Here is a 25,593-nt window from a genome sequence, read left to right on the forward strand (position 1 = left end):
ATGACACTACAGATATATAATACTTTAACCCAGAAGAAGGAAGAGTTTGAACCACTTGACCAAGATGAGGTTAAACTTTATTCTTGTGGTCCAACGGTCTATGATTATTTTCATATCGGAAATGCTCGTGCCTTTATTCTACCTGACATTTTAAAGAGATATCTAGAATACAAAGGCTATAATGTCTTACATGTTACTAATTTTACCGATGTTGATGATAAAATGATTAAGCGGGCTAATGAAGAAGAAATTGAAATTGAAGAGTTGGCTGATAGATTTATTACTGCTTATTTTGAAGATACTGAAAGGTTAAATATCAAACAAGCAGATGTTTATCCTAAAGCAACGGAGCATATTTCTGATATTATTGAGTTGGTAAAGAAGTTAGAAGATAAGGGATATGCCTATGAGGTGGATGGCGATGTCTTCTTTGCTGTTAGAAAGTTTGCTGACTATGGGAAACTGTCTAATCAGGAGTTAGAAGAGTTGACATCAGGATCTAGAGTTGAAGTTAATGATAAGAAGGAGGATCCGCTGGATTTTGTTCTCTGGAAGAAGAGTAAAGAAGGAGAACCGTCTTGGGAGAGTCCCTGGGGTACAGGCAGACCAGGTTGGCATATAGAATGCTCAGCTATGTCGATGTGTTATTTAGGTGAAGAATTTGATTTTCATACCGGAGGTGTTGATTTAGTATTCCCCCATCATGAGAATGAGATTGCACAGAATGAAGCAGGAGTTGGCAGTCAAGTAGTTAATTACTGGCTCCATAATGGGTATATCAATGTTGATGGCGAAAAGATGTCCAAGTCGCTAGGTAATTTCTTTACTACGAGAGATATTCTGCAGGATTATAGTGCAGAAGTACTGCGCTTTTTCTTGATCTCTAAACATTATCGGAGTCCGATAAACTTCAGTGATGCTGAACTTGATAATGCAGCCAAAAGTCTACAGAGATTACAGAATACAGTCAATAAGTTAAAGGATTTATTAGATAGGGATAGAGCCGATTTAAAGCCGGGGAATAAAGAAGAATTGCAGGAATTAGAGAAAAAAATTAAAGCTAAAAGAGAGAAGTTTGAAGAGGCTATGGATGATGACTTAAATACTGCTTTGGCTATTGGAGCCTTACATGAGCTGGCTAAGGAGTTAAATATTGTAGTAAATGATGCGGATTTTGAATTAAATCAGGCCAACATTATAGTGCTGGAGAAGGCCTATGATACATTTAAAGAATTAAGCCAGCAGGTATTAGGAATCAATCTGGAAACCGAAGATGATATCAGTGATAATTTAACTTCTGATTTAATTGGACTTTTATTGGAAGTTAGAAATAAGGCTCGACAGAATCAGGATTGGGAATTGGCTGACCAAATTAGGGATGAATTGTCTGAATTAGGAATTATTCTTGAGGATACGCCGCAGGGTACAGACTGGAAGTTAGAGTAAGTAGGGGGTTGAGTAATGTTTAATGATATATTGGAACTGCCTGAAAGGCCACGGCTGTTTTCACCAGAGACTATGGCCTATATCGGTGATAGTATCTATGAAGTCTTTATTCGTTCTTATTTGATAGAGCAGGGACTGCGCAAAGGCAATAGCCTCCATCAGCAGGCTGTTAAGTACGTTAATGCCGGGGCTCAGGCAGAATTATTGCAGCAACTGGAGAGCTATCTTACAGAAGAAGAAGAGGCAATTGTCCGGAGAGGGCGGAATTCCAATTCCGGTAGTGTACCTAAGAATGCAGATGTGGTTGATTATCGCTACAGTACTGCCTTTGAAGCCCTGCTGGGATATCTTTATTTGGAAGGGAAAAAGGTTAGATTAGAAGAAGTATTGACAGAAATTAAAGGAATAATTGATGAAATAGAATAGGAGTTGAGGATAATGGAAAGCAAATTAAATGTTAAACTAATCAACCATACTCCAGAACCGGAGCGAACTGCTGCTAGTGCTGCCAGGCTCTGTTATTCGCCGGTAGGGGCTGAAAAGCTAGTTGAAGATATGACAGATGAAGAAATCGAAGACTTATTAAACATTATTTTAGGAAATGGACATTATTCTACACTAGAACATGTGACCTTTACTTTTGCTATTGAGGGAATCAGTCGTGTAACTAGCCATCAATTGGTTAGACATAGGATTGCCAGCTATAGTCAGCAGTCACAGCGTTATGTAAGAGAAAAGGATCAATTCAATTATATTATTCCTGATAAAATTAAGGATAATGAGGAATTAACGGAACTATTTATTGAAAATATGAAGCAGCAGCAGAAGCTGTATAATAAATTAACTGCTGGTTTAATGGAAGATGGCTATGAAGAGAAGGAAGCCATCGAAGCGGCCCGGTATTTACTGCCCAATGCTACTGAGACTAAGATTGTTGTGACAATGAATGCCAGAAGCTTACTCCATTTCTTTGAAGTTAGATGCTGTAATCGGGCCCAAAGAGAGATTAGAGAGATGGCTAATGAAATGTTGAATCAGGTTAAGGATATAGCTCCAATTATCTTTAATAATGCTGGTCCTACCTGTGTTACTGAAGGCCGGTGTGCTGAAGGGGCTATGAGCTGTGGAAGAATTAATGAACTTAAAGAGGAGTAGATAAAACCAATGAAGAAAATAGAAGGCCGTAATCCTGTTATGGAAGCATTGAAATCCGAAAGAAGAATAGATGAGATATTAATCTATCAGAATGCTGAAGGGGTTAATGAATTATTAAAGAAAGCCAAAGCAGAAGGGATTAAACTCAAACGAGTTGCTAAAGAAAAGCTTGATAACTTAGCTGATTCTTATTCTCATCAAGGAGTAATTGCTTTTGGTGAACCTATTAAGTATTTATCATTGGACCAATTAATTGATAAGGCATATAATAAGACTGATGATCCATTATTTATTCTGTTGGATGAGATTAAAGATCCCCATAATTTCGGTTCTATTCTGCGGACAGCTGATGCTGTTGGAGCTCAGGGAGTAATTATTCCTAAACGTAGAAGTGTTGGTCTAACATCGGCTGTCGGAAAGGCTTCAGCAGGAGCTATTGAACATATACCGGTAGCTCAGGTAACTAATTTAGTCCGGGCCATGGAAGAATTAAAAGAGAATAGATTCTGGATTGCAGGTGCTGATATGGAGGCAGAAGGCTTCTGTTATCAACAGGATTTGACAGGACCATTGGGGATTGTTATCGGCAGTGAAGGAGCTGGAATGCGCAGGTTAGTTAAGGAAAGATGTGATTTCTTGATTAAATTACCAATGAAAGGTAGAATAAATTCTTTAAATGCAGCAGTAGCAGGGGCTGTTTTAATGTATGAAGCCTTGCGGCAGCGAAATTATAGCGATTAATCGTTAGTTGAGGAGTTAGAGAATGAAGAATAGTCTATTAGCAGCATTAGTTGCTTTGACATTACTCTTTTCTATAGGTTTAGGGATATATATTGGAAGCTATTTCTTTTTCAAACAGCATGAAGATGTGATATTTTCAGGAGTTATGATCGAAGGATATGATTTCAGCGGTTTAACTAAGAAGCAGGCTAAAGAACGTTTGAAGAAATTGACTGAACCGCTTTTGCAAGAACCGCTTGTTTTAGAGAGGGATAATGATAAATGGCTGCTTAGACCGGATGATATAGAGTTGAAATTCAAGAATAGGGGGGCATTAAATAAGGCTTTTGGGATTGGAAGAAGCGGTACTCTGTTACAGAGAAGTATAGCAGTTTGGCAGTCTGCAGAATATGGTAAGAGCTTAACAGTAGATATAAGCTATAATGAAGATAAGCTAGATGAGAAGCTACAACAGATTGCTAATGAGGTTAATATTAGTTCCAGCAATGCCTATTTAGATTTAGAAACTGAAGAGCTGATAAGTTTTCAGTTGGGCAAGAGATTAAGGTTAGAAGAGTCAAAGCAAAAGATCATTAGTCGCTTCAATAATTTTAAAAAGATTCCGGTTAAGTTAGTGATTGAGAAGAAAGTGCCGGAGGTGAATAGAGAAAAACTAAAGGAGTGGAACTTAACCAATCAGTTAAGCAGTTATAAAACTAGTTTTGATACTGAAAAGGAGAATCGGGTTCATAATATCAAACTGGCTGCTCAAAAGATCAATGCTACTCTGTTAAAGTCGGGAGAAGTATTTTCTTTTAATCAGACTGTAGGAAGGCGGAGTTTAAAAAACGGCTTTAAACAGGCTACGGAGATAGTAAATCAGGAATTTGTAACAGGAGTAGGCGGCGGTGTTTGTCAGGTGTCGTCAACCCTTTATAATGCTGTTCTACTAGGAGATCTTAAAGTACTAGAACGACATAATCATTCACGGCCAGTAGGCTATATTCCTTTAGGCCGGGGAGCTGCTATTTATAATGGTTATCTTGATTTTAAGTTTAAGAATACAAGTTCTGATCCGATTATGATTTTAGCAAAAGTGTTAGAGAATAGCTTGGAGATTGCTATTATGGGCCAAAGTAAAGATTATCAGATAGAAATCTCTACTTCTCAACCAAAAGTACTGGATTATGGCCAAGTAAAGAAGAAGGCTAAGGTGGAAGAAAGGAAAGTAGTTAAAGAAGGTAAACAAGGCTATCAAGTTAAGGTAGTCAAGAAAATTATTGTTGATAATGAATTAATCAATAAAGAAATTATTTCTCAAGATGTTTATCAACCGGTTGATAAAGTTATTAAAGTTCCCGTCAAATGAGGTATGAGTAAATAAGTAAAAAAGTTACAGTTTTAATTTCTTGACTTCATAAAATGACGTAGGTTATAATTAAGGATATAATAGAGGTTATTAAAGTTAGTTTTAAAATATTAGGAGGGATTTGGTTGGGGATAGAGTTAACGGAGGATAAATATGAAGAATATACTGAATATGATCAACTAACAGATGATGAATTGGTTCAGTTTGCCCAGGATGGTAATCAATTGGCTATGGAGTATTTACTTAAAAAGTATAAAAATTTTGTTCGTAATCGGGCTAGATCTTATTTTTTAATTGGAGCTGGTAGAGATGATCTAGTTCAGGAGGGTATGATCGGTTTATATAAAGCTATCTGTGATTATAAAGTTGAAAGATTAGCCTCTTTTCAATCTTTTGCTGAATTATGTATTACCCGGCAGCTAATTACTGCTATCAAGACGGCTACTAGACAGAAGCATCAGCCTTTGAATTCATATGTTTCCTTTGATCAGCCGATTTATGATCAAAACTCTAAGCGAACTTTATTGGATGTTTTAGAGGGAAGTGAATTAAATAATCCTGAGGAACAGTTTATCAGTTATGAAGCTTATAAATTATTAGAAGAGAATATTAAAGAAAGATTAAGCGGGTTAGAATTAAATGTTTTACTGGAATATTTAAAGGGGAAGACTTATCAAGATATAGCCGAAGCTTTAGATCGGCATGTTAAGTCAGTAGATAATGCTCTACAGAGAATCAAGAAAAAACTGGAAGATTTTCTAGAAGAAAATGATATTTAGAGAAAAATTGATTAAAGTAGAGAATGATTGATATAAAAGTAAGTATTGAGTTATATTAAATGATAAAGCAGATAAAAAGAAAAATATTTTTCTTGATTTCTATTGCTAAAAAGCATATAATGTATATTGTGGTTATTGTTAGAATGCTAGTACTGTCTTATAGATTATGGGCCCACGTAGCTCAGTGGTAGAGCACATCCATGGTAAGGATGGAGTCACCGGTTCAAGTCCGGTCGTGGGCTCCAGTATTAATATCAGAGTTTATTTTTATTTTTTAATACATAAGCCCAAGGGAAATCTAAAGGAGGATAAGAAAGATGGCAAAAGAAAAGTTTGAACGAGATAAGCCGCATATGAATATTGGAACTATTGGACATGTTGACCACGGTAAGACAACAACAACTGCTGCAATTACTAAGGTGTTATCCAAAGGAGAAGAGGGTTCTGCAAATTTTGAGGATATCGACAACGCACCAGAAGAGCAGGAACGCGGAATTACAATCGCTACTTCTCATGTGGAGTATGAAACAGAGAACCGTCACTATGCTCACGTAGACTGTCCAGGACATGCTGACTATGTTAAGAATATGATTACTGGTGCAGCTCAGATGGATGGAGCATTATTGGTTGTATCTGCTGCTGATGGACCGATGCCGCAGACAAGAGAGCACCTACTATTGGCCCGTCAGGTAAATGTACCGAATATTGTAGTCTTCTTGAACAAGGCAGATATGGTTGATGACGAAGAATTAATCGAATTAGTAGAGATGGAAGTAAGAGAACTACTTAATGAATATGACTTTAACGGTGATGAAGTACCAATTATTGTTGGTTCCGGTCTTAAAGCATTAGAATGTGGTTGTGGAGATAGAGACTGTGAATGGTGCGGACAGATTCTAGAATTGATGGATGCTATTGATGAGTATCTGCCTGAACCAGAAAGAGATACAGACAAGCCGTTCTTACTACCAGTAGAGGATGTCTTTACAATCAAAGGACGCGGAACAGTTGCTACAGGGAGATTAGAACGAGGAAAGCTACATCCTGGAGATGAAGCAGAGTTAGTAGGAGTTAAGGATACACAGGAGACAGTAGTAACCGGAGTAGAGATGTTCCGTAAGATGTTAGATGAAGCAGTAGCTGGAGATAATATTGGTGCCTTACTGAGAGGTGTTGATAGAGAAGAGATCGAGAGAGGCCAGGTTCTAGCTGAGCCGGGATCAATTACACCACATACTGAATTTGAAGCAGAGGTTTATGTACTAAGTAAAGACGAAGGCGGAAGACATACACCATTCTTTGATGGATATAGACCACAGTTTTATTTCCGAACTACAGACGTGACAGGAGATATCAACCTACCAGATGATGTAGAGATGGTAATGCCTGGAGATAATGTAGAGATGGGAGTTAAATTGATTACACCGATAGCTATGGAAGAAGGTCTGCGCTTTGCAATTCGCGAAGGCGGTAAGACTGTAGGAGCCGGTGTAATTACAGAGATTATTGAATAATTGAATAAAGTGGAGATGAATTTTATATTATAAAAAGCGGGTAGATTACTACCTGCTTTTTCTTTAGAATCATAGAGTAGTAGATAGCAAAGAAAAATTTTGACTTTTAACTTGAAGTATGATACATTGAAAAAGTGTTGATTTGAAGCTGTATGTTTTCTGGTTTGAGGAGGTGGCATCAGTGAGAGAGACTATAACTTTAGCCTGTACAAAGTGTAATCAGCGTAATTATTCTACTACTAAGAATAAGTCCAATACTCGCGATCGTCTGGAAGTAAAGAAATTCTGTAAATTCTGTGGAGAACACACCATCCATAAGGAAACTAAATAAGTTTTAAATTATGAGGATGTGAAATAATGGCTGAAGATAGTATATTTGGCAAGATCAAAAAATTTTTTCGGGAAGTTAAAGCTGAACTAAAAAAAGTAAACTGGCCTAATCAAAGTGTTTTACTTTCGTATACAACAGTGGTAATTGTTACTGTTTTAGCAGTAATGCTGTTCATTGGAGGAGTGGATTTGATTTTTTCTAGAATTATAACTCCTCTGATCCTAAATTAAGGGAGGTGTAGGTCCTTCTAGAGGGCTCCCTTTTCATGAGTAAAAAAGAACCAGAATGGTATGCTATTCATACTTATTCAGGACGTGAGAATAAAGTTAAGTCAAATTTAGAACAGAGAATTAAGACTATTGATATGGAAGAAAAGATAATTGATATCTTAATTCCATCTAAAGATGAGGTTAAGGTTAAAGATGAAGGAGAAAAGAAAGTTTCGGAAGAAAGATTCTTTCCTGGTTATGTCTTAATTAAGATGATTATGGATGATGAATCCTGGTATGTTGTTCGCAATACTCCGGGAGTAATTGGATTTGCTGGGGCTTCAGGTACTAAACCGGTTCCGGTATCTGATCCGGAAGTTAGGACAATTAAAAATGAAATGGGACTACAATCTCAAGTTGATATAGATTTGGAAGTTGGCGATGAAGTGAGAGTAGTTGATGGTCCATTTGAAGATTTTGCAGGTGAGATTCAGGAAATTAATCTGGATAAGAGCAAATTAACTGTATTAGTATCAATGTTTGGTCGGCAGACGCCGGTAGAGTTAGACTTTGATCAAGTTGAAGATATTTAAGGAGGTGTGTAGTGATGGCGAAGAAAGTTGTAGGTGAGATCAGTTTACAGATTCCAGCTGGTGAAGCCAATCCAGCTCCTCCAGTAGGTCCGGCTTTAGGACAGCATGGAGTTAATATTATGGAATTCTGTAAAGCTTTCAATGCTAAGACAGCTGATAAGGCCGGTAATATTATTCCGGTAGAGATTACTGTTTATGCTGATAGGTCTTTTGATTTTATTACTAAGTCTCCTCCTGCTGCTGATCTATTAAAGAAAGCAGCCGGAATTGATAGCGGGTCTGGAGAGCCTAATATAAATAAGGTAGGTACTGTAACTAAAAAAGACCTAGAAGAGATTGCCAAGACTAAAATGGAAGATTTGAATGCTGCTAATTTAGAAGCCGCTATGAGAATGATTGCAGGTACTGCTCGTAGTGCTGGGATTGTAGTAGAAGACGAGGAATAATTTTAAATTGTGGGAGGATATTATCCTATTACCACAGAGGAGGAGATAGAAATGTCCAGAAGATATGAAGAAGTGTTAGCTGAGGTTGACCGCGATAAAGTTTATCAGCCTGAAGAAGCATTGGAGTTAGCTAAAGAGACAGCAACAGCTAATTTTGATGAAACAATTGAGATTGCTTTTAAGTTAGGGATTGATCCCGGTAAAAATGATCAACAGTTAAGAGATGCTCTTGTTCTACCGCAGGGTACTGGACAAGAAGTTAAAGTTGTAGTTTTTGCCCAGGGAGAGAAAGCCAAAGAAGCTGAAGAAGCAGGTGCCGATGTAGTAGGCAGTGAAGATTTAGCTGAAAAGATTGAAGAAGGCTGGTTAGACTTTGATGTAGCTATTGCGACTCCTGATATGATGAGTGTAGTCGGCAAACTAGGACCGATTTTAGGACCAAAAGGTTTAATGCCTAATCCTAAGGTAGGGACCGTAACCTTTGAACTAGAGAGAGCAATAGAAGATATTAAAGCAGGGAAGATTGAATATCGAGCTGATGATGGTGGAAATGTTCATCTTCCCCTCGGTAAAGCTTCTTTTGAAGTTGAGGAGCTGTTAGAGAATCTTGAAGCTGTCTGTGATGAAATTGTTAGAGCCAGACCTAGTGGTGCTAAAGGTCGTTATATCCTAAATATGACTGTTTCAGCTACAATGGGGCCGGGGATTAAGATTGATCCTCAGTTTGCTCGGGATATGGTTTAACGGAATAATCTTTGCTGAACAGAAAAAAATATTGACTTAATTATAAAGTTATGTTATAATCTAACCTGTTGTGGGTTGAAAGTTGAAAATTGAATATTAAATTATAGCTGTAGACAGTAGGTGCCAGAAAGGCTTAAATCTGCCTGCCGAGGCTGGAGATAGATGAAGTTATTAGACTGTATAGTCTCCGGCTGTCTGCGGAGGCTTTTTTTAGTTGTAAAAGGAGGTGGAAGGATGCCTACTCGCGAAAAAGAAATAATTGTGGAAGAATTAACTGATAAATTTAGTAATGCAAAATCAGCTGTTTTAACTGATTATTGTGGACTAGATGTTGAAACAATGACAGAGCTTAGAGCTAAGCTGCGTGAAGCTGGTGTTGACTATAAGGTGGTTAAGAATACGCTGGCTCGTTTAGCAGCAAAAAAAGCAGAGTATGATGAGGTTGATGACTACTTAACAGGACCAACAGCAATTGCCTTTTCTGATGAGGATCCTGTAGCTCCGGCTAAAGTTTTGGCTGACTTTGCTGAAGAGCATGAGGAGTTAGAGATCAAGGCTGGAATTTTGCAAGGCAGTTTAATTGGACAAGAACAGCTTGATTCTTTAGCTGATATTCCACCGCGTGAAGAATTGATTGCTCAGGTATTAAGAAAGATGAAAGCACCGGTTAATGGTTTAGTAAATGCCTTGAATGATCCGTTAAAGAGTTTAGCCCATGTTTTAAATGCTATAAAAGAAGAAAAAGAAGAATAAATGTAACTGTTTTAAGGAGGTGAAGATAATGGATAAAGAAGAAATTATGGAAGCTATTGAGAATATGACTGTTCTTGAATTAGCTGAATTAGTTGAAGAATTAGAAGAAAAGTTTGATGTTTCTGCTGCTGCACCAGTAGCAATGGCAGGAGCTCCTGCTGCCGGTGGTGATGCTGGTGATGAAGAAGAACAGACAGCTTTTGATGTAGAGATTACTTCTGGTGGAGATAAGAAGATTAAGGTAATCAAAGCTGTACGAGAAGTAACTGATTTAGGCCTTAAAGATGCTAAGGCTTTAGTTGATGAAGCACCTAACACTGTTAAAGAAGGTTTAGAAAAGGAAGAAGCTGAAGAGATTAAGGAACAGCTTGAAGAAGCTGGTGCTACTGTAGAACTTAAATAATTATCTAAAGTACTTAATATAATTAAAAAATAGATGTGCATATAGATAATAAAAAGCACTCTGTTAGTTACTAACAGGGTGCTTTTTAGCTTATTATAAAATATTTCTTGACATTATTTTAAGATTATGTTACCATTATTAATTGTTATGAGAATGTAAAATGAGATTAATATACCTTCTATTAACTGTTAAGATAGATTATCTGTTAGAAATTAATAAAAAATGTATATTTAAAATCCAGTTTAACCAAAATATTATTGTTATTATGCTTACAATAATTTACTTATATATAATGATAGGCTGTAATAGTTTCTGTAGGTTGAGAAAATTAGCGGGGGTGAATTTTATTCATGGCCAAGCCGGAGAGTTCTCTTAGGCGGAAGCGAAGGAGCTTTGCTAAAGTAGAAGATGGAATGGAAGTACCGTATTTACTTGAGACGCAGAAAAGTTCTTATCAGTGGTTCTTCGATAATGGAATCTTGGAAATGTTTGATGAAATTTCACCGATTCAAGATTTTTCTGAGAATTTAGTATTGGAATTTCTTGATTATAGTTTAGGGGAACCTAAATATGATGAAGTGGAAAGTAAGCATCGAGATGTAACTTATGATGCACCTTTAGAAGTTAAAGTTCGGCTAATTAATCAAGAAACAGGGGAAGTAAAAGAACAGGAAGTCTTTATGGGAGATCTGCCATTGATGACTGATAAAGGGACGTTTATCATCAATGGAGCAGAAAGAGTAATAGTTAATCAGTTAATCAGATCTGCTGGAGTCTATTTTGGAGAAGAGAGAACAAAGGATGGACGACAGTTAATTGATGGTAGTATAATTCCTAACCGTGGAGCCTGGATCGAGTTTGAATATGATAAGAAGAGGATAATTGCTGTTAGAGTTGACCGTGCTCGTAAGATGCCTTCCACTGTATTATTTAGGGCTTTAGGCTATAGTACAGATTCAGAATTGATAGATTTGCTTGGTGACCATGAGATAGTTCATGATACAATTGATCGTGATAATACTGAAAATAGGGAAGAAGCTTTAATAGAACTTTATAAGAAACTGCGGCCGGGGGAACCGCCGACAGTAGAAAGTGCGGAGAATTTAATAGAATCATTATTTTTTGATCCTAAGCGGTACGATCTGGCTGAAGTAGGGCGTTACAAGCTCAATAATAAGTTAGGTCTTGATACTGATCTTGACCAGAGAACATTACAAAAAGAGGATATTGTAGAGACAGTAAAGTATCTAATCAAATTAATTCATGATGATGATGATGCTTATATCGATGATATTGATCATCTCGGTAATCGACGTTTAAAGACAGTAGGTGAATTGCTGCAGAATCAATTTAGAATTGGGCTGTCGAGAATGGAGAGAGTAATTAGGGAAAGGATGACGATTCAGGATATTGATGTGATTACTCCTCAGGCTTTGATCAATACTCGACCGGTAGTAGCAGCAATTAAAGAATTTTTTGGCAGTGGTCAGCTGTCGCAATTTATGGATCAGACTAATCCATTATCAGAATTGACTCATAAACGTCGGATGAGTGCTTTAGGGCCCGGAGGTTTAAGCCGGGAACGAGCTGGATTTGATGTGCGGGATGTGCATCATACTCACTACGGGAGAATCTGTCCAATTGAAACTCCGGAGGGGCCGAATATCGGGTTAATTGGTTCGCTTTGTCTGTATGGAAAGACCAATAAGTATGGATTTATTATGACGCCGTATCGCAAAGTGGAAGACGGTCAAGTAACAGGAAAGATAGAGTATCTGACAGCTAACGATGAAGAAGGAAATGTTATTACTCAAGGTAATGTTAGTTTAGATGACGAGGGAAATATATTAGATGAACGTCCAAGGGCTAGATATCGAGAAGATATTCTGGAGGTAACTCGAGATAAGATAGATTATGTGGATGTATCGCCGGGTCAGATTGTTAGTGTGTCTGCAGCTTTGATTCCTTTCTTAGAGAATGATGATGCTAACCGGGCTTTGATGGGGGCTAATATGCAGCGGCAGGGTGTTCCACTGCTGAAGACAGATGCTCCCTATGTAGGAACAGGGATTGAGTATAAAGCTGCTAAGGATTCCGGAGTTGCAGTAGTAGCTAAAAATAGCGGTGAAGTAATGAGAGTAACTGCTAAAAAGATCTTGGTTAAGACTGATGATGGTGATGTAGATAAGTATGAACTGGATAAGTTTGTCCGTTCTAATCAGGGGACTTCCTTTACTCATAAGCCGATTGTCCGAAAAGGTGATAGAGTAGAAGCCGGTGATGTAATTGGTGATGGTCCAGCTATGGATCAGGGAGAGCTTGCTTTAGGCCGTAACTGTTTAGTAGCCTTTATGACCTGGGAAGGATATAATTATGAGGATGCTATTTTAATCAGTGAGAAATTAGTTAAGGATGATAGCTTAACTTCTGTCCATATTGAAGAACATGAAGCAGAGGCTAGAGATACCAAGCTTGGTCCTGAGGAGATCACTAAAGATATTCCGAATGTTAGTGAGGAAGCTCTAAAAGATTTAGATGAGCGCGGTATTATTCGCCCTGGAGCTGAAGTTAGACCGGGAGATATCTTAGTGGGGAAGGTAACTCCAAAAGGTGAAACAGAACTGTCGGCTGAAGAGAGATTATTGAGAGCAATCTTTGGCGAAAAAGCTAGAGAAGTTAGAGATACTTCCCTTAAGGTACCACATGGGGAGAAGGGGATTGTAATCGATGTTAAGGTCTTTACTCGTGATGATGGTGATGATCTAAAACCAGGAGTAAATAAATTAGTTAGAGTCTATATAGCCCGCAAAGGTAAGATCGAGGTTGGTGATAAGTTAGCCGGACGCCATGGGAATAAAGGTGTTATTTCCCGAGTTTTACCGGAAGAAGACATGCCGTATCTGCCGAATGGTGAGCCAGTAGAAATTGTACTTAATCCCTTAGGTGTACCATCCCGAATGAATTTAGGCCAGGTATTAGAAACTCATCTAGGCTGGGCAGCAGAAGAATTAGGGATTCATGTTGAAACTCCTGTCTTCAACGGAGCAACTGAAGATGATGTTATGGATATGCTGGAGGAAGCAGGTCTACCTCGTGATGGTAAGGTGCAGCTGTATGACGGACGAACTGGAGAAGAGTTTAAAGAGAGAGTTACAGTCGGATATATGTATATCTTGAAGCTACATCATTTAGCTGATGATAAGATTCATGCCCGTTCAACCGGCCCTTATTCTCTAGTAACACAGCAGCCGCTAGGAGGTAAAGCCCAGTTTGGAGGTCAGAGGCTTGGTGAAATGGAAGTTTGGGCCTTAGAAGCATACGGTGCTGCTCATTGTTTACAGGAGATGTTGACTGTTAAATCTGATGATGTAGTAGGTAGAGTAGAGGCTTATGAATCAATTGTAAAAGGTGAGAACATACCGGAATCCGGTATTCCGGAATCATTTAAGGTATTGATTAAAGAAATGCAGAGTATTGGACTTGATGCCAAGGTTTATTCTGATGAGGATGAGGAATTAGAGATTGAGGAGAATGAGGAAGCTGTCAATGATACTACTAAGAAGCTAGGATTAGACTTAGATGAAGACGAGGATGGTCAATAAAGCCTTGCTTTGATTTTAAGTTATTAAAATCTAAAGGAGGGAGTACAGCCCTTGCTTAATGTAAATAATTTCGATTCCATGAAGATTGGTTTAGCTTCTCCAGAACAGATTCGTAACTGGTCTAGCGGAGAGGTTAAGAAACCTGAGACGATTAATTATAGAACTTTAAAACCGGAAAAAGAGGGACTCTTCTGTGAAAAGATATTTGGACCGACTAAAGATTGGGAATGCCACTGTGGAAAGTATAAACGGGTTAGATATAAAGGTGTTGTCTGTGATCGCTGTGGTGTAGAGGTTACTCGTTCTAAAGTAAGGCGGGAACGAATGGGCCATATTGAGCTAGCAGCTCCTGTCTCTCATATCTGGTATTTTAAGGGGATACCTAGTCGGTTAGGATTAGTTATGGATATGTCGCCGAGATCTTTAGAAAAGGCCTTATACTTTGTTTCTTATATTGTTATTGAACCTGGAGATACTCCTTTAAGTGAAAAACAACTGTTGAGTGAAGATGAATATCGAGAAGCAAAGATAAAGTATGGCGATAGCTTTAAAGCAGGTATGGGTGCTGAAGCTGTAAAAGAGATTCTGAAGAATATGGATCTGGATAAAGAAGTAGAAGAATTAAGAGCTGAAATCAAGGATATTTCTGGGCAGCGGCGCAAACGTGCTGTCAGGCGGCTTAAGGTAGTAGATGGACTTCGGAAATCCGATAATAAGCCTGAATGGATGGTTCTCGATGTTATTCCGGTAATCCCGCCAGAGTTAAGACCAATGGTTCAGTTAGATGGTGGCCGGTTTGCTACTTCTGATTTAAATGATCTTTATCGTAGAGTTATCAATAGAAATAATAGATTAAAGCGCTTGTTGGATTTAGGTGCTCCTGATATCATTATCAGAAATGAAAAGAGGATGCTCCAGGAGGCTGTTGATGCCTTAATTGATAATGGACGTCGGGGTCGGGCAGTGACAGGTTCCGGTAATCGACCGCTTAAGTCCCTAAGTGATATGCTGAAAGGAAAACAGGGGCGCTTTAGACAGAATCTGTTAGGTAAGCGTGTTGATTATTCCGGCCGTTCAGTAATTGTTGTTGGTCCGGATTTAAAGATGCATGAGTGTGGTCTACCAAAAAAGATGGCGTTAGAATTATTTAAACCGTTTGTAATGAAGAAGTTAGTTGAAGAAGACTTAGCCCATAATATCAAGAGTGCTAAGGGGAAGGTCGAAAAACTGGATGAGGAAGTCTGGGATATTTTAGAAGAAGTTATCAAAGAACATCCTGTTTTATTAAACCGGGCTCCAACACTGCATAGGTTAGGTATTCAGGCCTTTGAACCGGTCTTAGTAGAAGGAAAGGCGATCAAGATTCATCCTTTAATCTGCCCACCTTATAATGCTGACTTTGACGGTGATCAGATGGCAGTACATGTACCACTGTCTGCAGAGGCCCAGGCAGAATCCAGACTTTTGATGTTATCCACTTACAATCTACTATCGCCAGCCGATGGTGAAGCAATTGCAGTGCCATCACAAGATATGGTCTTAGGTGCTTATCATATGACTATGAAAGAGGAAGGCGTGAAAGGTGAAGGTAAGTTCTTTGGCGATGTTGATGAAGTTTTGAAGGCTTACGAGAATGATGTTGTTGATATTCATGCCGAAATTAAATATAAACTGGAAGAGGAATGGATTGAAACCACAGTAGGAAGGGTCTTATTCAATGATATCTTCCCTGAAGAACTGGAGTTTCAGAATGAAGTATTTGATAAAGGACGCTTATCTGATTTAGTAGGTAATTGTCATGATAAATTTGGTCCTAATCAGACTGCTGATCTTCTGGATGATTTAGAGGAGATAACATTTGAATACTCTACTAAATCCGGAATTACTATCGGTGTTACCGATGTGCGGGTACCAGAGGAGAAACCGGAAATCCTGCAGAAGTCTGAGGATAAAGTTCATCAGATTGAGGAACAGTATAAACGCGGTTTGATTACTGAAAAGGAAAGATACCAGCGGGTAATTGATATCTGGGGAACAGCCAAAGATAGAGTAACAGAAGAGATGGTAGATGGTCTACCAGAGACTAACTCCATTTATATGATGGCTACTTCCGGAGCCCGAGGTAATACTTCTCAGATTACTCAGTTAGGCGGAATGCGCGGTTTAATGACTGATCCGTCTGGGCAGATTATTGACCTGCCGATTAAAGCTAACTTCCGGGAAGGTTTAACAGTATTGGAATACTTCATTTCTACTCACGGTGCTCGAAAGGGTCTAGCTGATACAGCTTTAAGAACAGCTGATTCCGGTTATTTAACTAGAAGGTTAGTTGATGTTTCACAGGATGTGATAGTCAGAGAAGAAGAATGTGGAACTGATGATGGTATTCTGGTTGAAGCTATTAAAGAAGAGGGGGAAGTAATTGAACCGCTAGAAGAGAGAATAGTCGGTAGACTGGCTAATACTGATATTGAACATCCTGAAACAGGAGAGACAATTGTTGAAAAGGATGAAATGATTACTGAAGACACTGCCGCTGAGATTGCAGAAGCTGGATTGGAAGAAGTAGAGATTAGGTCTATCTTAACTTGTAGAACTAAAAACGGTGTCTGTTGTAAATGTTATGGTGAGAACTTAGCCACTGGTAGATTGGTAGATGTTGGTGAAGCCGTAGGAATTATAGCTGCTCAGTCCATCGGTGAACCGGGAACTCAGTTAACAATGCGTACTTTCCATACTGGTGGAGTTGCCGGTGATGATATTACACAGGGTCTACCTCGTGTTGAAGAGTTATTTGAAGCCAGAACTCCAAAAGGACAGGCAATTGTAACTGAATTGAGCGGTAAAATTAAATTGGTAGAGACGGCTAATTCTCATAAAGCAGTAATCAAAACAGATGATGGCAAGCAGAAGACTTATAAGCTGCCTTACGGTTCAACAATGAAGATTGAAGATGGAGATTATGTTGAAACGGGACAGAGATTAACCAAAGGACCGCTGGATCCGGAGGATATCTTGAATATTCGCGGTGCAAGAGCAGTACAGAAGTATCTGCTCCGTGAAGTTCAGGATGTATATAGATCCCAGGGAGTAGAGATTGATGATAAGCATATGGAAGTTGTCATTAGACAGATGTTAGATAAAGTTAAGGTTAAAGAAGCTGGAGATACTGACTTACTGCCAGGTAAATTAGTTAATGTCTTTGAATTTGAAGAAACTAATAATGAAGCCATTACTGAAGGTAAAGAACCGGCAACGGCTGAACCTGAATTGTTAGGAATTACGAAGGCTTCTTTAGCTACTGAGAGTTTCTTGTCTGCTGCTTCTTTCCAGGAAACGACTCGTGTCTTAACTGAGTCTTCACTGGATGGGCAGAATGATTCATTAGTTGGATTAAAAGAGAATGTGATTATTGGGCAGTTGATTCCAGCCGGTACCGGAATGAAGCGTTATAGGGATATTGATATCGATATTACTGAAGAAGAGGACCAGAAGGATGAAATTGCTGAAGTAGAAAAGGTAAAGTAGTAAAAAATCAGTATATTCCTTGACAGTTAAGAATTAAAGTGTTAAAATACGTAAGTGTGTTATGGTACTAAGTTAATTCTGGATTTTCTGATGATAGATTCTTTCTAGTGACTAGTGAGAGGTTGTTAGGTATTGAGAAGAGGTGGGGGTGCCCACCTCTTCTTTAAGGAATGATACTTGTTTAAATCTGCGGAAGGGGGTGTAGCAATGCCTACTATCAATCAATTGATTCGTAAAGGAAGAAATAAGGTAAAGAAGAAACAGACTGCTCCGGCTTTGGAAGGGGCGCCACAGAAGCGAGGTGTCTGTACCCGTGTCTATACTGCAACGCCTAAAAAGCCTAATTCTGCTTTAAGAAAGGTAGCCCGTGTTCGATTAACTAATGGAAAAGAAGTTACTGCCTATATTCCCGGCGAAGGACATAATTTGCAGGAACACTCTGTAGTTTTGGTTAGAGGTGGAAGAGTTAAGGACTTACCAGGGGTTAGGTATACTATTGTCCGTGGTGCTTTAGATACTGCTGGTGTTGAAGACAGAAAGCAGGCTCGTTCTAAATACGGAGTTAAGAAGCCCTAAATCTAAAAAATAATATTTTATGAAGGGAGGAGAATCGATGTCACGTAAGAATATAGCTGGCAGAAAGGATATTACACCTGATCCAGTCTTTAACAGTCGTTTAGTTACTAAGGCTATCAATAAGGTTATGTATGATGGCAAGAAGAGCTTAGCTGAAAAAATCTTTTATAAAGCAATGGCTGTAATTGAAAAGAATACTGGAGAGAATGCTTTAGAGGTATTTAAAGAAGCTTTAAATAATGTTATGCCTGTCTTAGAGATTAAGTCTCGTCGAGTTGGTGGTGCTAACTATCAGGTACCTGTTGAAGTAGATAATGACCGTCGTTTAACATTAGGACTGCGTTGGCTTATTGAAGCAGCCCGCAGCCGTGGTGAGAGACGAATGGTAGCTAGACTTGCTAATGAAATTATTGATGCTTATAATGAAGAAGGTGGAGCTGTTCGTAAAAAAGAAGAAATTCATCAGATGGCAGAGGCTAATAAAGCATTTGCTCATTATAGATGGTAAAACTAGTTAAGACCAGTGTACAACTAAGGAGGGTAAATAGTGGCTAGACAATTCCCACTGAAGAAAACAAGAAATATTGGTATTATGGCGCATATTGATGCAGGTAAAACTACTGCTACTGAACGTATTTTATTCTATACAGGCCGCGTTCATAAGATGGGAGAGACACATGATGGTGCTTCCCAGATGGACTGGATGGACCAAGAACAGGAACGTGGAATTACAATTACCTCTGCTGCTACTACTTGTCAGTGGCGAGATCACAGAATTAATATTATAGACACGCCAGGACACGTGGACTTTACTGTAGAGGTAGAAAGATCTCTGAGAGTGTTGGATGGAGCTATCGGTGTCTTCTGTTCAGTTGGCGGTGTTGAGCCTCAATCTGAAACTGTCTGGAGACAGGCCGATAGATATAATGTACCGCGGTTTGCTTTTGTTAATAAGATGGATAGAACAGGAGCCGATTTTTATAATGTAGTAGATATGATGGAGGAGCGAATAGATGCTAATCCGGTTCCAATTCAACTGCCGATTGGTAAGGAAGATGACTTTATTGGTGTAGTTGACTTAGTAAAGATGAAGGCCATCGTTTATAGAGATGAATTAGGAGTTGACTATGAAGAAGAGGAAATTCCTGAAGATTTACAGGAACAGGCAGAATTATATAGAGAAGAGTTATTGGAAGCTATTGCAGATGTCGATGAAGAAATAATGATGAAGTATTTAGAGGATGAAGAGATCACTGAAGATGAGATTAGGGATGGTATCAGACAAGGAGTTATTGAAAATGAATTTACTCCTGTAATGTGTGGAACAGCACTCAAAAATAAAGGTATCCAGCCAATGCTGGATGCAGTTGTGGATTACTTGCCATCACCTGTGGATATCCCGCCGATTGAAGGTGAGGTTCCAGGAACGGAAGAGACTGAAGCTCGTCCAGCTGATGATGATGAGCCGTTTTCTGCTTTAGCCTTTAAGATTATGACTGATCCTTATGTAGGTAAATTAGCCTTCTTTAGAGCTTATTCTGGAATTTTAGAATCAGGTTCTTATGTTTATAATTCTACTAAGGAGGAGAAAGAAAGAGTTAGCCGGATTTTACAGATGCATGCTAACCACCGGGAAGAGAGAGATCAGGTCTATGCTGGAGACTTAGCAGCAGCTGTAGGACTTAAGAATACATCAACTGGAGATACACTCTGTGATGAAGATAATCCAATCATCTTAGAGTCTATGGAATTTCCTGAACCGGTAATTGCAGTTGCAATTGAGCCTAAGACTCAAGCAGATCAAGATAAGCTAGGTCAAGCGCTGCAGAGTCTAGCCGAAGAGGATCCAACATTCCAGGTTAAGACTGATGAGGAAACAGGCCAAACAATTATTTCCGGAATGGGTGAATTACACTTAGAAGTAATTGTAGATCGCTTAACGCGTGAATTTAATGTAGAAGCCAATATAGGAGCTCCACAAGTTGCTTATCGTGAAACTATTAAGGAGGAAGTAGAAGCTGAAGGTAAGTTTATTCGTCAGTCTGGAGGTCGAGGCCAGTACGGTCATGCTGTGATTGAAATTGAACCGCTAGAAGCCGGTGGAGGATTTGAGTTTGAAGATAATATTGTTGGTGGAGTCATTCCTAGAGATTATATTCCTGCTGTTGAAGATGGAGTTAAAGAAGCCATGGAGAATGGTATTTTAGCTGGATATCCGATGGTTGATATTAAAGTTAGCTTGAATGATGGTTCTCACCACGAAGTTGACTCTTCTGAGATGGCTTACAAAGTTGCTGGTTCTAAAGCCTTCAGACAGGGAACTAAAAGAGCTAATCCGGTTCTGTTAGAACCTATTATGGAAGTCGAAGTTACTACTCCTGAGGAGTATATGGGAGATGTAATTGGAGACTTAAATGGACGCCGAGCCCAGGTCGAAGGTATGGAACAGCGCGGTAATGCTAAAGTGATTAAAGCCTATGTACCGTTAGCTGAGATGTTTGGTTATGCTACTGATCTTCGATCAAAGACTCAGGGTCGAGCCAATTATGTAATGCAGTTTGATCATTATGGTGAAGTTCCAAATAGTATTGCTAAAGAAATTATGGATAAAGAGTAATTTATCAATTGAAGGAGGATGAGAAAGATGGCAAAAGAAAAGTTTGAACGAGATAAGCCGCATATGAATATTGGAACTATTGGACATGTTGACCATGGTAAGACAACAACAACTGCTGCAATTACTAAGGTGTTATCCAAAGGAGAAGAGGGTTCTGCAAATTTTGAGGATATCGACAACGCACCAGAAGAGCAGGAACGCGGAATTACAATCGCTACTTCTCATGTGGAGTATGAAACAGAGAACCGTCACTATGCTCACGTAGACTGTCCAGGACATGCTGACTATGTTAAGAATATGATTACTGGTGCAGCTCAGATGGATGGAGCATTATTGGTTGTATCTGCTGCTGATGGACCGATGCCGCAGACAAGAGAGCACCTACTATTGGCCCGTCAGGTAAATGTACCGAATATTGTAGTCTTCTTGAACAAGGCAGATATGGTTGATGACGAAGAATTAATCGAATTAGTAGAGATGGAAGTAAGAGAACTACTTAATGAATATGACTTTAACGGTGATGAAGTACCAATTATTGTTGGTTCCGGTCTTAAAGCATTAGAATGTGGTTGTGGAGATAGAGACTGTGAATGGTGCGGACAGATTCTAGAATTGATGGATGCTATTGATGAGTATCTGCCTGAACCAGAAAGAGATACAGACAAGCCGTTCTTACTACCAGTAGAGGATGTCTTTACAATCAAAGGACGCGGAACAGTTGCTACAGGGAGATTAGAACGAGGAAAGCTACATCCTGGAGATGAAGCAGAGTTAGTAGGAGTTAAGGATACACAGGAGACAGTAGTAACCGGAGTAGAGATGTTCCGTAAGATGTTAGATGAAGCAGTAGCTGGAGATAATATTGGTGCCTTACTGAGAGGTGTTGATAGAGAAGAGATCGAGAGAGGCCAGGTTCTAGCTGAGCCGGGATCAATTACACCACATACTGAATTTGAAGCAGAGGTTTATGTACTAAGTAAAGACGAAGGCGGAAGACATACACCGTTCTTTGATGGATATAGACCACAGTTTTATTTCCGAACTACAGACGTGACAGGAGATATCAACCTACCAGATGATGTAGAGATGGTAATGCCTGGAGATAATGTAGAGATGGGAGTTAAATTGATTACACCGATAGCTATGGAAGAAGGTCTGCGCTTTGCAATTCGCGAAGGCGGTAAGACTGTAGGAGCCGGTGTAATTACAGAGATTATTGAATAAATCAAGCAGCGAAAAGAGAATGAGGAGATATAATTTCTCTCCTCATCTTTTTTCTGTGTAATATTTCTCCAATGGAGGTGTAAGCATGGCAAACCAAGCTCAAGAAAAGATTAGAATCCGATTAAAAGCATATGAACATCAGGTTTTAGATAAATCGGCTACTAAGATTGTAGAGACTGCTAAGCGAACCGGAGCTGAGGTTTCAGGTCCTGTACCGTTACCAACTAAAAAAGAGGTATTTACTGTTTTACGTTCACCTCATGTTCATAAAAAGGCTCGTGAACAGTTTGAGATGAGAACCCATAAAAGATTAATTGATATCTTAGAGCCGACTTCTAAGACAGTTGATTCTCTGATGCGGTTGGATCTACCAGCAGGTGTCGATATTGAAATTAAATTATAATTCTTAATTTAAAATGGAATAGAGACTGTTGGATTTATGAGGAGGTGCAGAAAAGATGACAAGAGAAATTTTAGGTAAGAAAGTAGGTATGACACAGATCTTTGATGATGAAGGAGAGGTTATTCCGGTTACTGTAATTGAAGCGGGACCCTGTTCTATAGTTCAAAAAAAGACTGAAGAAAAGGATGGATATAAGGCCATTCAATTAGGTTTTGGTGAAGCTAAAGAAAGTAAGCTTAATAAACCGTTAAAAGGCCATTTCGATAAATATGGCGTTGAACCTAAGGAATATATTCGAGAAGTTAGAATTAATGAGGAAGATGAATATGAAGTAGGCGATGAAATTAAAGCCGATATCTTTGCAGTAGGAGACAGAGTTGATGTAACAGGAACTTCTAAAGGTAAAGGGTTTGCTGGAACAGTTAAACGCTGGAACTTTAACTTAGGACCTAAGACACATGGTTCTAGAAATTATAGATTACCGGGATCTATTGGTGCGTCTGCTGACCCGGCTCGAGTCTTCAAAGGTAAAAAGATGCCGGGGAGAATGGGACGAGAGCAGGTTACTATTCAGAATTTGAAAGTAGCTAAAGTGGACCCAGAGAAGAATATTCTCGCAGTTAAAGGTGCAGTACCAGGACCTAAGAAAGCTTTAGTGCGGATTAAAGAATCTGTTAAAGGATAAGTTGGTTAGAAAGGAGGAGAAAGAATGCCTGAATTAACATTATTTGATGCAGAAGGTAGCCAAGTAGGTGAAGTTGAGCTTAATCAGAGTATATTTGATGTAGAAATCAATGAACATGTTGTCCATGAGGCGGTAACAGCCCAGTTAGCTGCTAAGCGGGCAGGAACTGCTTCGACTAAGACTAGAGCAGAAGTAAGAGGCGGTGGCCGTAAGCCTTGGCGTCAGAAAGGTACTGGTCGGGCTCGTCATGGTAGTATCCGATCCCCAATCTGGGTCGGTGGAGGAACTACTTTTGGCCCTCAACCGAGAGATTATTCTAAGGATATTCCTAAAAAAGTAAAAAGATTAGCTGTTAAATCAGCTTTAACTGCTAAAGTTCAAGACGAAGAATTAACAGTTGTCGATGGGTTTAATTTTGATCAGCCTAAGACTAAGCAGATGGTTAAGGTCCTTGAGGCTTTAGATGCTAAAGATAAAAAGGTGTTAGTTATTACTGCTGAAAAGGATGATAATTTATATAAATCTGCCCGGAATATTCCAGATGTTAAAGTTTTATTAGGATCAGCAGTTAATGTCTATGATGTCTTAGATAATGAGCAGATAATTATTACTAAAGAAGCAATTAAAAAAGTAGAGGAGGTGCTGGATAAATAATGCGTGATCCAGAAGATGTAGTTATCCAGCCGCATATTTCGGAGAGGGCAATGCAGGATATTGAAGAAGAGAACTGGTATACTTTTAAAGTAATTATGAATGCTAATAAGCCTGAAATAAAGCGTGCTATAGAGGAATTATTTGAAGTGAAGGTCAATAAAGTAACAACCTGTAGAATGCCTAGTAAAAAACGGAGAATGGGCGTTCATGAAGGAACTAGACCGGAATGGAAAAAAGCAAGGGTTAAATTAGCTGAAGGAGATAGAATCGAAATCTTTGAAGGTATGTAATTTTTAGTGTACAAGGAGGGAATTAAGATGGCAATTAAGACATTTAAACCGACATCACCGTCTAGAAGATATATGACTGTAGATACTTTTGAAGAAGTTACAACTGATGAATCGGAAAAGTCTCTACTGGCTCCACTAAAGAAGAGTGGAGGACGTAATGTAAATGGTCGTATTACTTCCCGACGGCGCGGTGGCGGACATAAACGCAAGTATAGGATTATTGATTTTAAACGTGATAAAGACGGAGTTCCAGCTAAGGTTGCTACGATTGAGTATGATCCCAATCGTTCTGCCTACATTGCATTATTAAATTATGCAGATGGGGAAAAGAGATATATCTTAGCTCCACGGGGAATTGAAGTTGGAGAAAAGATCATGTCCGGTCCTGAAGCAGAAATTAAGCCGGGAAATGCTTTACAGATGAAGGATATGCCGGTAGGTACTATTATTCATAATTTAGAACTGCAGCCGGGCAAAGGCGGTCAGTTGGTTCGTTCAGCTGGAGCACAGGCAAGACTGATGGCCAAAGAAGAACAGTATGTTCATGTTAATCTACCTTCAGGAGAGGTAAGATTGATTCCTGCCGAATGTAAAGCAACAGTTGGGCAGGTTGGAAATATTGAACATGAGAATATCACACTCGGAAAGGCAGGACGCAGCCGTTGGTTAGGACGTCGTCCAAGTGTTCGCGGTGTAGTTATGAACCCACATGATCACCCACACGGCGGTGGAGAAGGTAGGAAGCCTGCTGGAAGACATCCGGTTACTCCTTGGGGTCAGCGTACTATCGGTAAGAAGACGCGCAAGTCTAAGAAGTCTGATGAATTAATTATTCGTCGGCGAAATGAAGAGAAGCAAGAATAAATTCAGTGACAGATAAAGGAGGGATTTATTGTGGGTCGTTCAGTTAAGAAAGGACCATTCGTAGAAAAAAAATTACTAGATAAAATTGAAGAGCTGAATGAATCTGGGGAGAAAGAAGTAATTAAGACTTGGTCGCGAGATTCTACAGTCTTTCCCCAGATGGTGGGCCATACGATTGCTGTATATGATGGTCGCAAGCATGTACCTATCTATATTACTGAAGAGATGGTAGGCCATAAATTAGGTGAATTTGCACCAACTAGAACATTTAGGGAACACAGCCGTCATACAGAGAGGTCAACATCGTTAAAATAAGGTATTATTCAAGTAAAAAGGAGGTTAGAAGATGGAAGCGAAAGCAACTGCTAAGGAGGTTCGCATTTCTCCACGAAAGGCTAGATTGGTAATTGATCTAGTCCGGGATAAAGAGATTGGTAAAGCCTTTGGAATTTTGCGCAACACTCCTAAGAAGGCAGCTGAAATTATTGAAAAAGTGCTTAATTCTGCAGTAGCTAATGCAGAGAATAATCATGATATGATTCCGGATGAACTATATATATCTGAAGCTTATGTTAACGAAGGACCGACGATGAAGAGATTTAAGCCGAGAGCAATGGGGCAGGCAACTCCGATTAATAAAAGAACTAGCCATATCACTATTAAAGTTAAGGAACAGAAGGAGGGATAA

The 25,593-nt window shown here is 39.1% G+C and carries 27 protein-coding genes, 1 tRNA gene and 1 other annotated feature; all 28 genes read left to right on the top strand.

The features are described from left to right. Entirely contained in the window at nucleotides 1-1,446 is a 1,446-nt protein-coding gene (gene cysS / locus acear_RS00830) for a cysteine--tRNA ligase (RefSeq protein WP_013277139.1), read from the top strand. Between the two features lie 15 nt (nucleotides 1,447-1,461). Continuing rightward, entirely contained in the window at nucleotides 1,462-1,872 is a 411-nt protein-coding gene (locus acear_RS00835) for a Mini-ribonuclease 3 (protein WP_013277140.1), read from the top strand. Nucleotides 1,873-1,884: 12 nt separating this feature from the next. Beyond that, nucleotides 1,885-2,601 carry an FAD-dependent thymidylate synthase gene (gene thyX, locus acear_RS00840; RefSeq protein WP_013277141.1) on the top strand — a complete coding sequence of 239 codons (717 nt, stop codon included), beginning with the start codon at nucleotides 1,885-1,887 and terminating at the stop codon, nucleotides 2,599-2,601. A 9-nt stretch (nucleotides 2,602-2,610) separates the two neighbouring features. Further along, nucleotides 2,611-3,342, top strand: a complete 732-nt coding sequence (gene rlmB / locus acear_RS00845; protein WP_013277142.1) for a 23S rRNA (guanosine(2251)-2'-O)-methyltransferase RlmB — start codon at nucleotides 2,611-2,613, stop codon at nucleotides 3,340-3,342. A gap of 22 nt (nucleotides 3,343-3,364) precedes the next feature. Continuing rightward, entirely contained in the window at nucleotides 3,365-4,690 is a 1,326-nt protein-coding gene (locus acear_RS11980; protein ID WP_013277143.1) for a VanW family protein, read from the top strand. A gap of 125 nt (nucleotides 4,691-4,815) precedes the next feature. Next, nucleotides 4,816-5,469, top strand: a complete 654-nt coding sequence (sigH, locus tag acear_RS00855) for an RNA polymerase sporulation sigma factor SigH (protein WP_013277144.1) — start codon at nucleotides 4,816-4,818, stop codon at nucleotides 5,467-5,469. A gap of 170 nt (nucleotides 5,470-5,639) precedes the next feature. Beyond that, a tRNA-Thr gene (locus acear_RS00860) sits at nucleotides 5,640-5,714 on the top strand. A 72-nt stretch (nucleotides 5,715-5,786) separates the two neighbouring features. Beyond that, nucleotides 5,787-6,983 (top strand): elongation factor Tu, encoded by a 1,197-nt coding sequence (gene tuf, locus acear_RS00865; RefSeq protein ID WP_013277145.1) that lies wholly within the window; start codon nucleotides 5,787-5,789, stop codon nucleotides 6,981-6,983. Between the two features lie 181 nt (nucleotides 6,984-7,164). Next, nucleotides 7,165-7,314: a 50S ribosomal protein L33 gene (rpmG, locus tag acear_RS00870; protein ID WP_013277146.1), complete on the top strand. Its 150-nt coding sequence runs from the start codon at nucleotides 7,165-7,167 to the stop codon at nucleotides 7,312-7,314. A gap of 26 nt (nucleotides 7,315-7,340) precedes the next feature. Beyond that, a complete protein-coding gene (gene secE, locus acear_RS00875; protein ID WP_013277147.1) occupies nucleotides 7,341-7,544 on the top strand; it encodes a preprotein translocase subunit SecE in 204 nt (67 codons plus the stop codon). Between the two features lie 35 nt (nucleotides 7,545-7,579). Then, nucleotides 7,580-8,116: a transcription termination/antitermination protein NusG gene (nusG, locus tag acear_RS00880; protein ID WP_013277148.1), complete on the top strand. Its 537-nt coding sequence runs from the start codon at nucleotides 7,580-7,582 to the stop codon at nucleotides 8,114-8,116. Between the two features lie 14 nt (nucleotides 8,117-8,130). Further along, nucleotides 8,131-8,562 carry a 50S ribosomal protein L11 gene (rplK, locus tag acear_RS00885; protein WP_013277149.1) on the top strand — a complete coding sequence of 144 codons (432 nt, stop codon included), beginning with the start codon at nucleotides 8,131-8,133 and terminating at the stop codon, nucleotides 8,560-8,562. A gap of 51 nt (nucleotides 8,563-8,613) precedes the next feature. Next, nucleotides 8,614-9,306, top strand: coding sequence for a 50S ribosomal protein L1 (gene rplA / locus acear_RS00890; RefSeq protein WP_013277150.1), 693 nt, complete (start codon nucleotides 8,614-8,616; stop codon nucleotides 9,304-9,306). Nucleotides 9,307-9,395: 89 nt separating this feature from the next. Continuing rightward, nucleotides 9,396-9,528 (top strand) — a sequence feature (ribosomal protein L10 leader region). 12 nt (nucleotides 9,529-9,540) lie between these two features. Then, nucleotides 9,541-10,059, top strand: coding sequence for a 50S ribosomal protein L10 (gene rplJ / locus acear_RS00895; RefSeq protein WP_013277151.1), 519 nt, complete (start codon nucleotides 9,541-9,543; stop codon nucleotides 10,057-10,059). A 28-nt stretch (nucleotides 10,060-10,087) separates the two neighbouring features. Then, a complete protein-coding gene (gene rplL, locus acear_RS00900) occupies nucleotides 10,088-10,462 on the top strand; it encodes a 50S ribosomal protein L7/L12 (RefSeq protein WP_013277152.1) in 375 nt (124 codons plus the stop codon). Nucleotides 10,463-10,812: 350 nt separating this feature from the next. Further along, nucleotides 10,813-14,064 carry a DNA-directed RNA polymerase subunit beta gene (gene rpoB, locus acear_RS00905; RefSeq protein WP_013277153.1) on the top strand — a complete coding sequence of 1,084 codons (3,252 nt, stop codon included), beginning with the start codon at nucleotides 10,813-10,815 and terminating at the stop codon, nucleotides 14,062-14,064. A 51-nt stretch (nucleotides 14,065-14,115) separates the two neighbouring features. Further along, nucleotides 14,116-17,592 carry a DNA-directed RNA polymerase subunit beta' gene (gene rpoC / locus acear_RS00910; RefSeq protein ID WP_013277154.1) on the top strand — a complete coding sequence of 1,159 codons (3,477 nt, stop codon included), beginning with the start codon at nucleotides 14,116-14,118 and terminating at the stop codon, nucleotides 17,590-17,592. 207 nt (nucleotides 17,593-17,799) lie between these two features. Further along, a complete protein-coding gene (gene rpsL, locus acear_RS00915; protein WP_013277155.1) occupies nucleotides 17,800-18,168 on the top strand; it encodes a 30S ribosomal protein S12 in 369 nt (122 codons plus the stop codon). 37 nt (nucleotides 18,169-18,205) lie between these two features. After that, complete coding sequence (rpsG, locus tag acear_RS00920; protein ID WP_013277156.1) at nucleotides 18,206-18,676, top strand: 30S ribosomal protein S7; 471 nt, start codon at nucleotides 18,206-18,208, stop codon at nucleotides 18,674-18,676. A 39-nt stretch (nucleotides 18,677-18,715) separates the two neighbouring features. Then, nucleotides 18,716-20,785 (top strand): elongation factor G, encoded by a 2,070-nt coding sequence (fusA, locus tag acear_RS00925; RefSeq protein WP_013277157.1) that lies wholly within the window; start codon nucleotides 18,716-18,718, stop codon nucleotides 20,783-20,785. 27 nt (nucleotides 20,786-20,812) lie between these two features. After that, nucleotides 20,813-22,009: an elongation factor Tu gene (gene tuf / locus acear_RS00930; protein ID WP_013277145.1), complete on the top strand. Its 1,197-nt coding sequence runs from the start codon at nucleotides 20,813-20,815 to the stop codon at nucleotides 22,007-22,009. An 85-nt stretch (nucleotides 22,010-22,094) separates the two neighbouring features. Beyond that, nucleotides 22,095-22,412: a 30S ribosomal protein S10 gene (rpsJ, locus tag acear_RS00935; RefSeq protein ID WP_013277158.1), complete on the top strand. Its 318-nt coding sequence runs from the start codon at nucleotides 22,095-22,097 to the stop codon at nucleotides 22,410-22,412. A 55-nt stretch (nucleotides 22,413-22,467) separates the two neighbouring features. Further along, nucleotides 22,468-23,097, top strand: coding sequence for a 50S ribosomal protein L3 (rplC, locus tag acear_RS00940; RefSeq protein ID WP_013277159.1), 630 nt, complete (start codon nucleotides 22,468-22,470; stop codon nucleotides 23,095-23,097). Between the two features lie 24 nt (nucleotides 23,098-23,121). Beyond that, on the top strand, nucleotides 23,122-23,751 hold the full coding sequence (rplD, locus tag acear_RS00945; RefSeq protein WP_013277160.1) for a 50S ribosomal protein L4: 630 nt from the start codon (nucleotides 23,122-23,124) through the stop codon (nucleotides 23,749-23,751). Further along, complete coding sequence (gene rplW, locus acear_RS00950) at nucleotides 23,751-24,041, top strand: 50S ribosomal protein L23 (RefSeq protein ID WP_013277161.1); 291 nt, start codon at nucleotides 23,751-23,753, stop codon at nucleotides 24,039-24,041. Before rplD ends, rplW begins: the two co-directional genes overlap by 1 nt. A 27-nt stretch (nucleotides 24,042-24,068) precedes the next feature. Then, on the top strand, nucleotides 24,069-24,905 hold the full coding sequence (gene rplB / locus acear_RS00955) for a 50S ribosomal protein L2 (RefSeq protein ID WP_013277162.1): 837 nt from the start codon (nucleotides 24,069-24,071) through the stop codon (nucleotides 24,903-24,905). Nucleotides 24,906-24,935: 30 nt separating this feature from the next. Next, entirely contained in the window at nucleotides 24,936-25,220 is a 285-nt protein-coding gene (gene rpsS / locus acear_RS00960) for a 30S ribosomal protein S19 (protein WP_013277163.1), read from the top strand. A gap of 31 nt (nucleotides 25,221-25,251) precedes the next feature. Beyond that, nucleotides 25,252-25,593, top strand: a complete 342-nt coding sequence (gene rplV / locus acear_RS00965) for a 50S ribosomal protein L22 (RefSeq protein ID WP_013277164.1) — start codon at nucleotides 25,252-25,254, stop codon at nucleotides 25,591-25,593.

This window comes from Acetohalobium arabaticum DSM 5501 (assembly GCF_000144695.1).
In the GTDB taxonomy this organism is placed as follows: domain Bacteria; phylum Bacillota; class Halanaerobiia; order Halobacteroidales; family Acetohalobiaceae; genus Acetohalobium; species Acetohalobium arabaticum.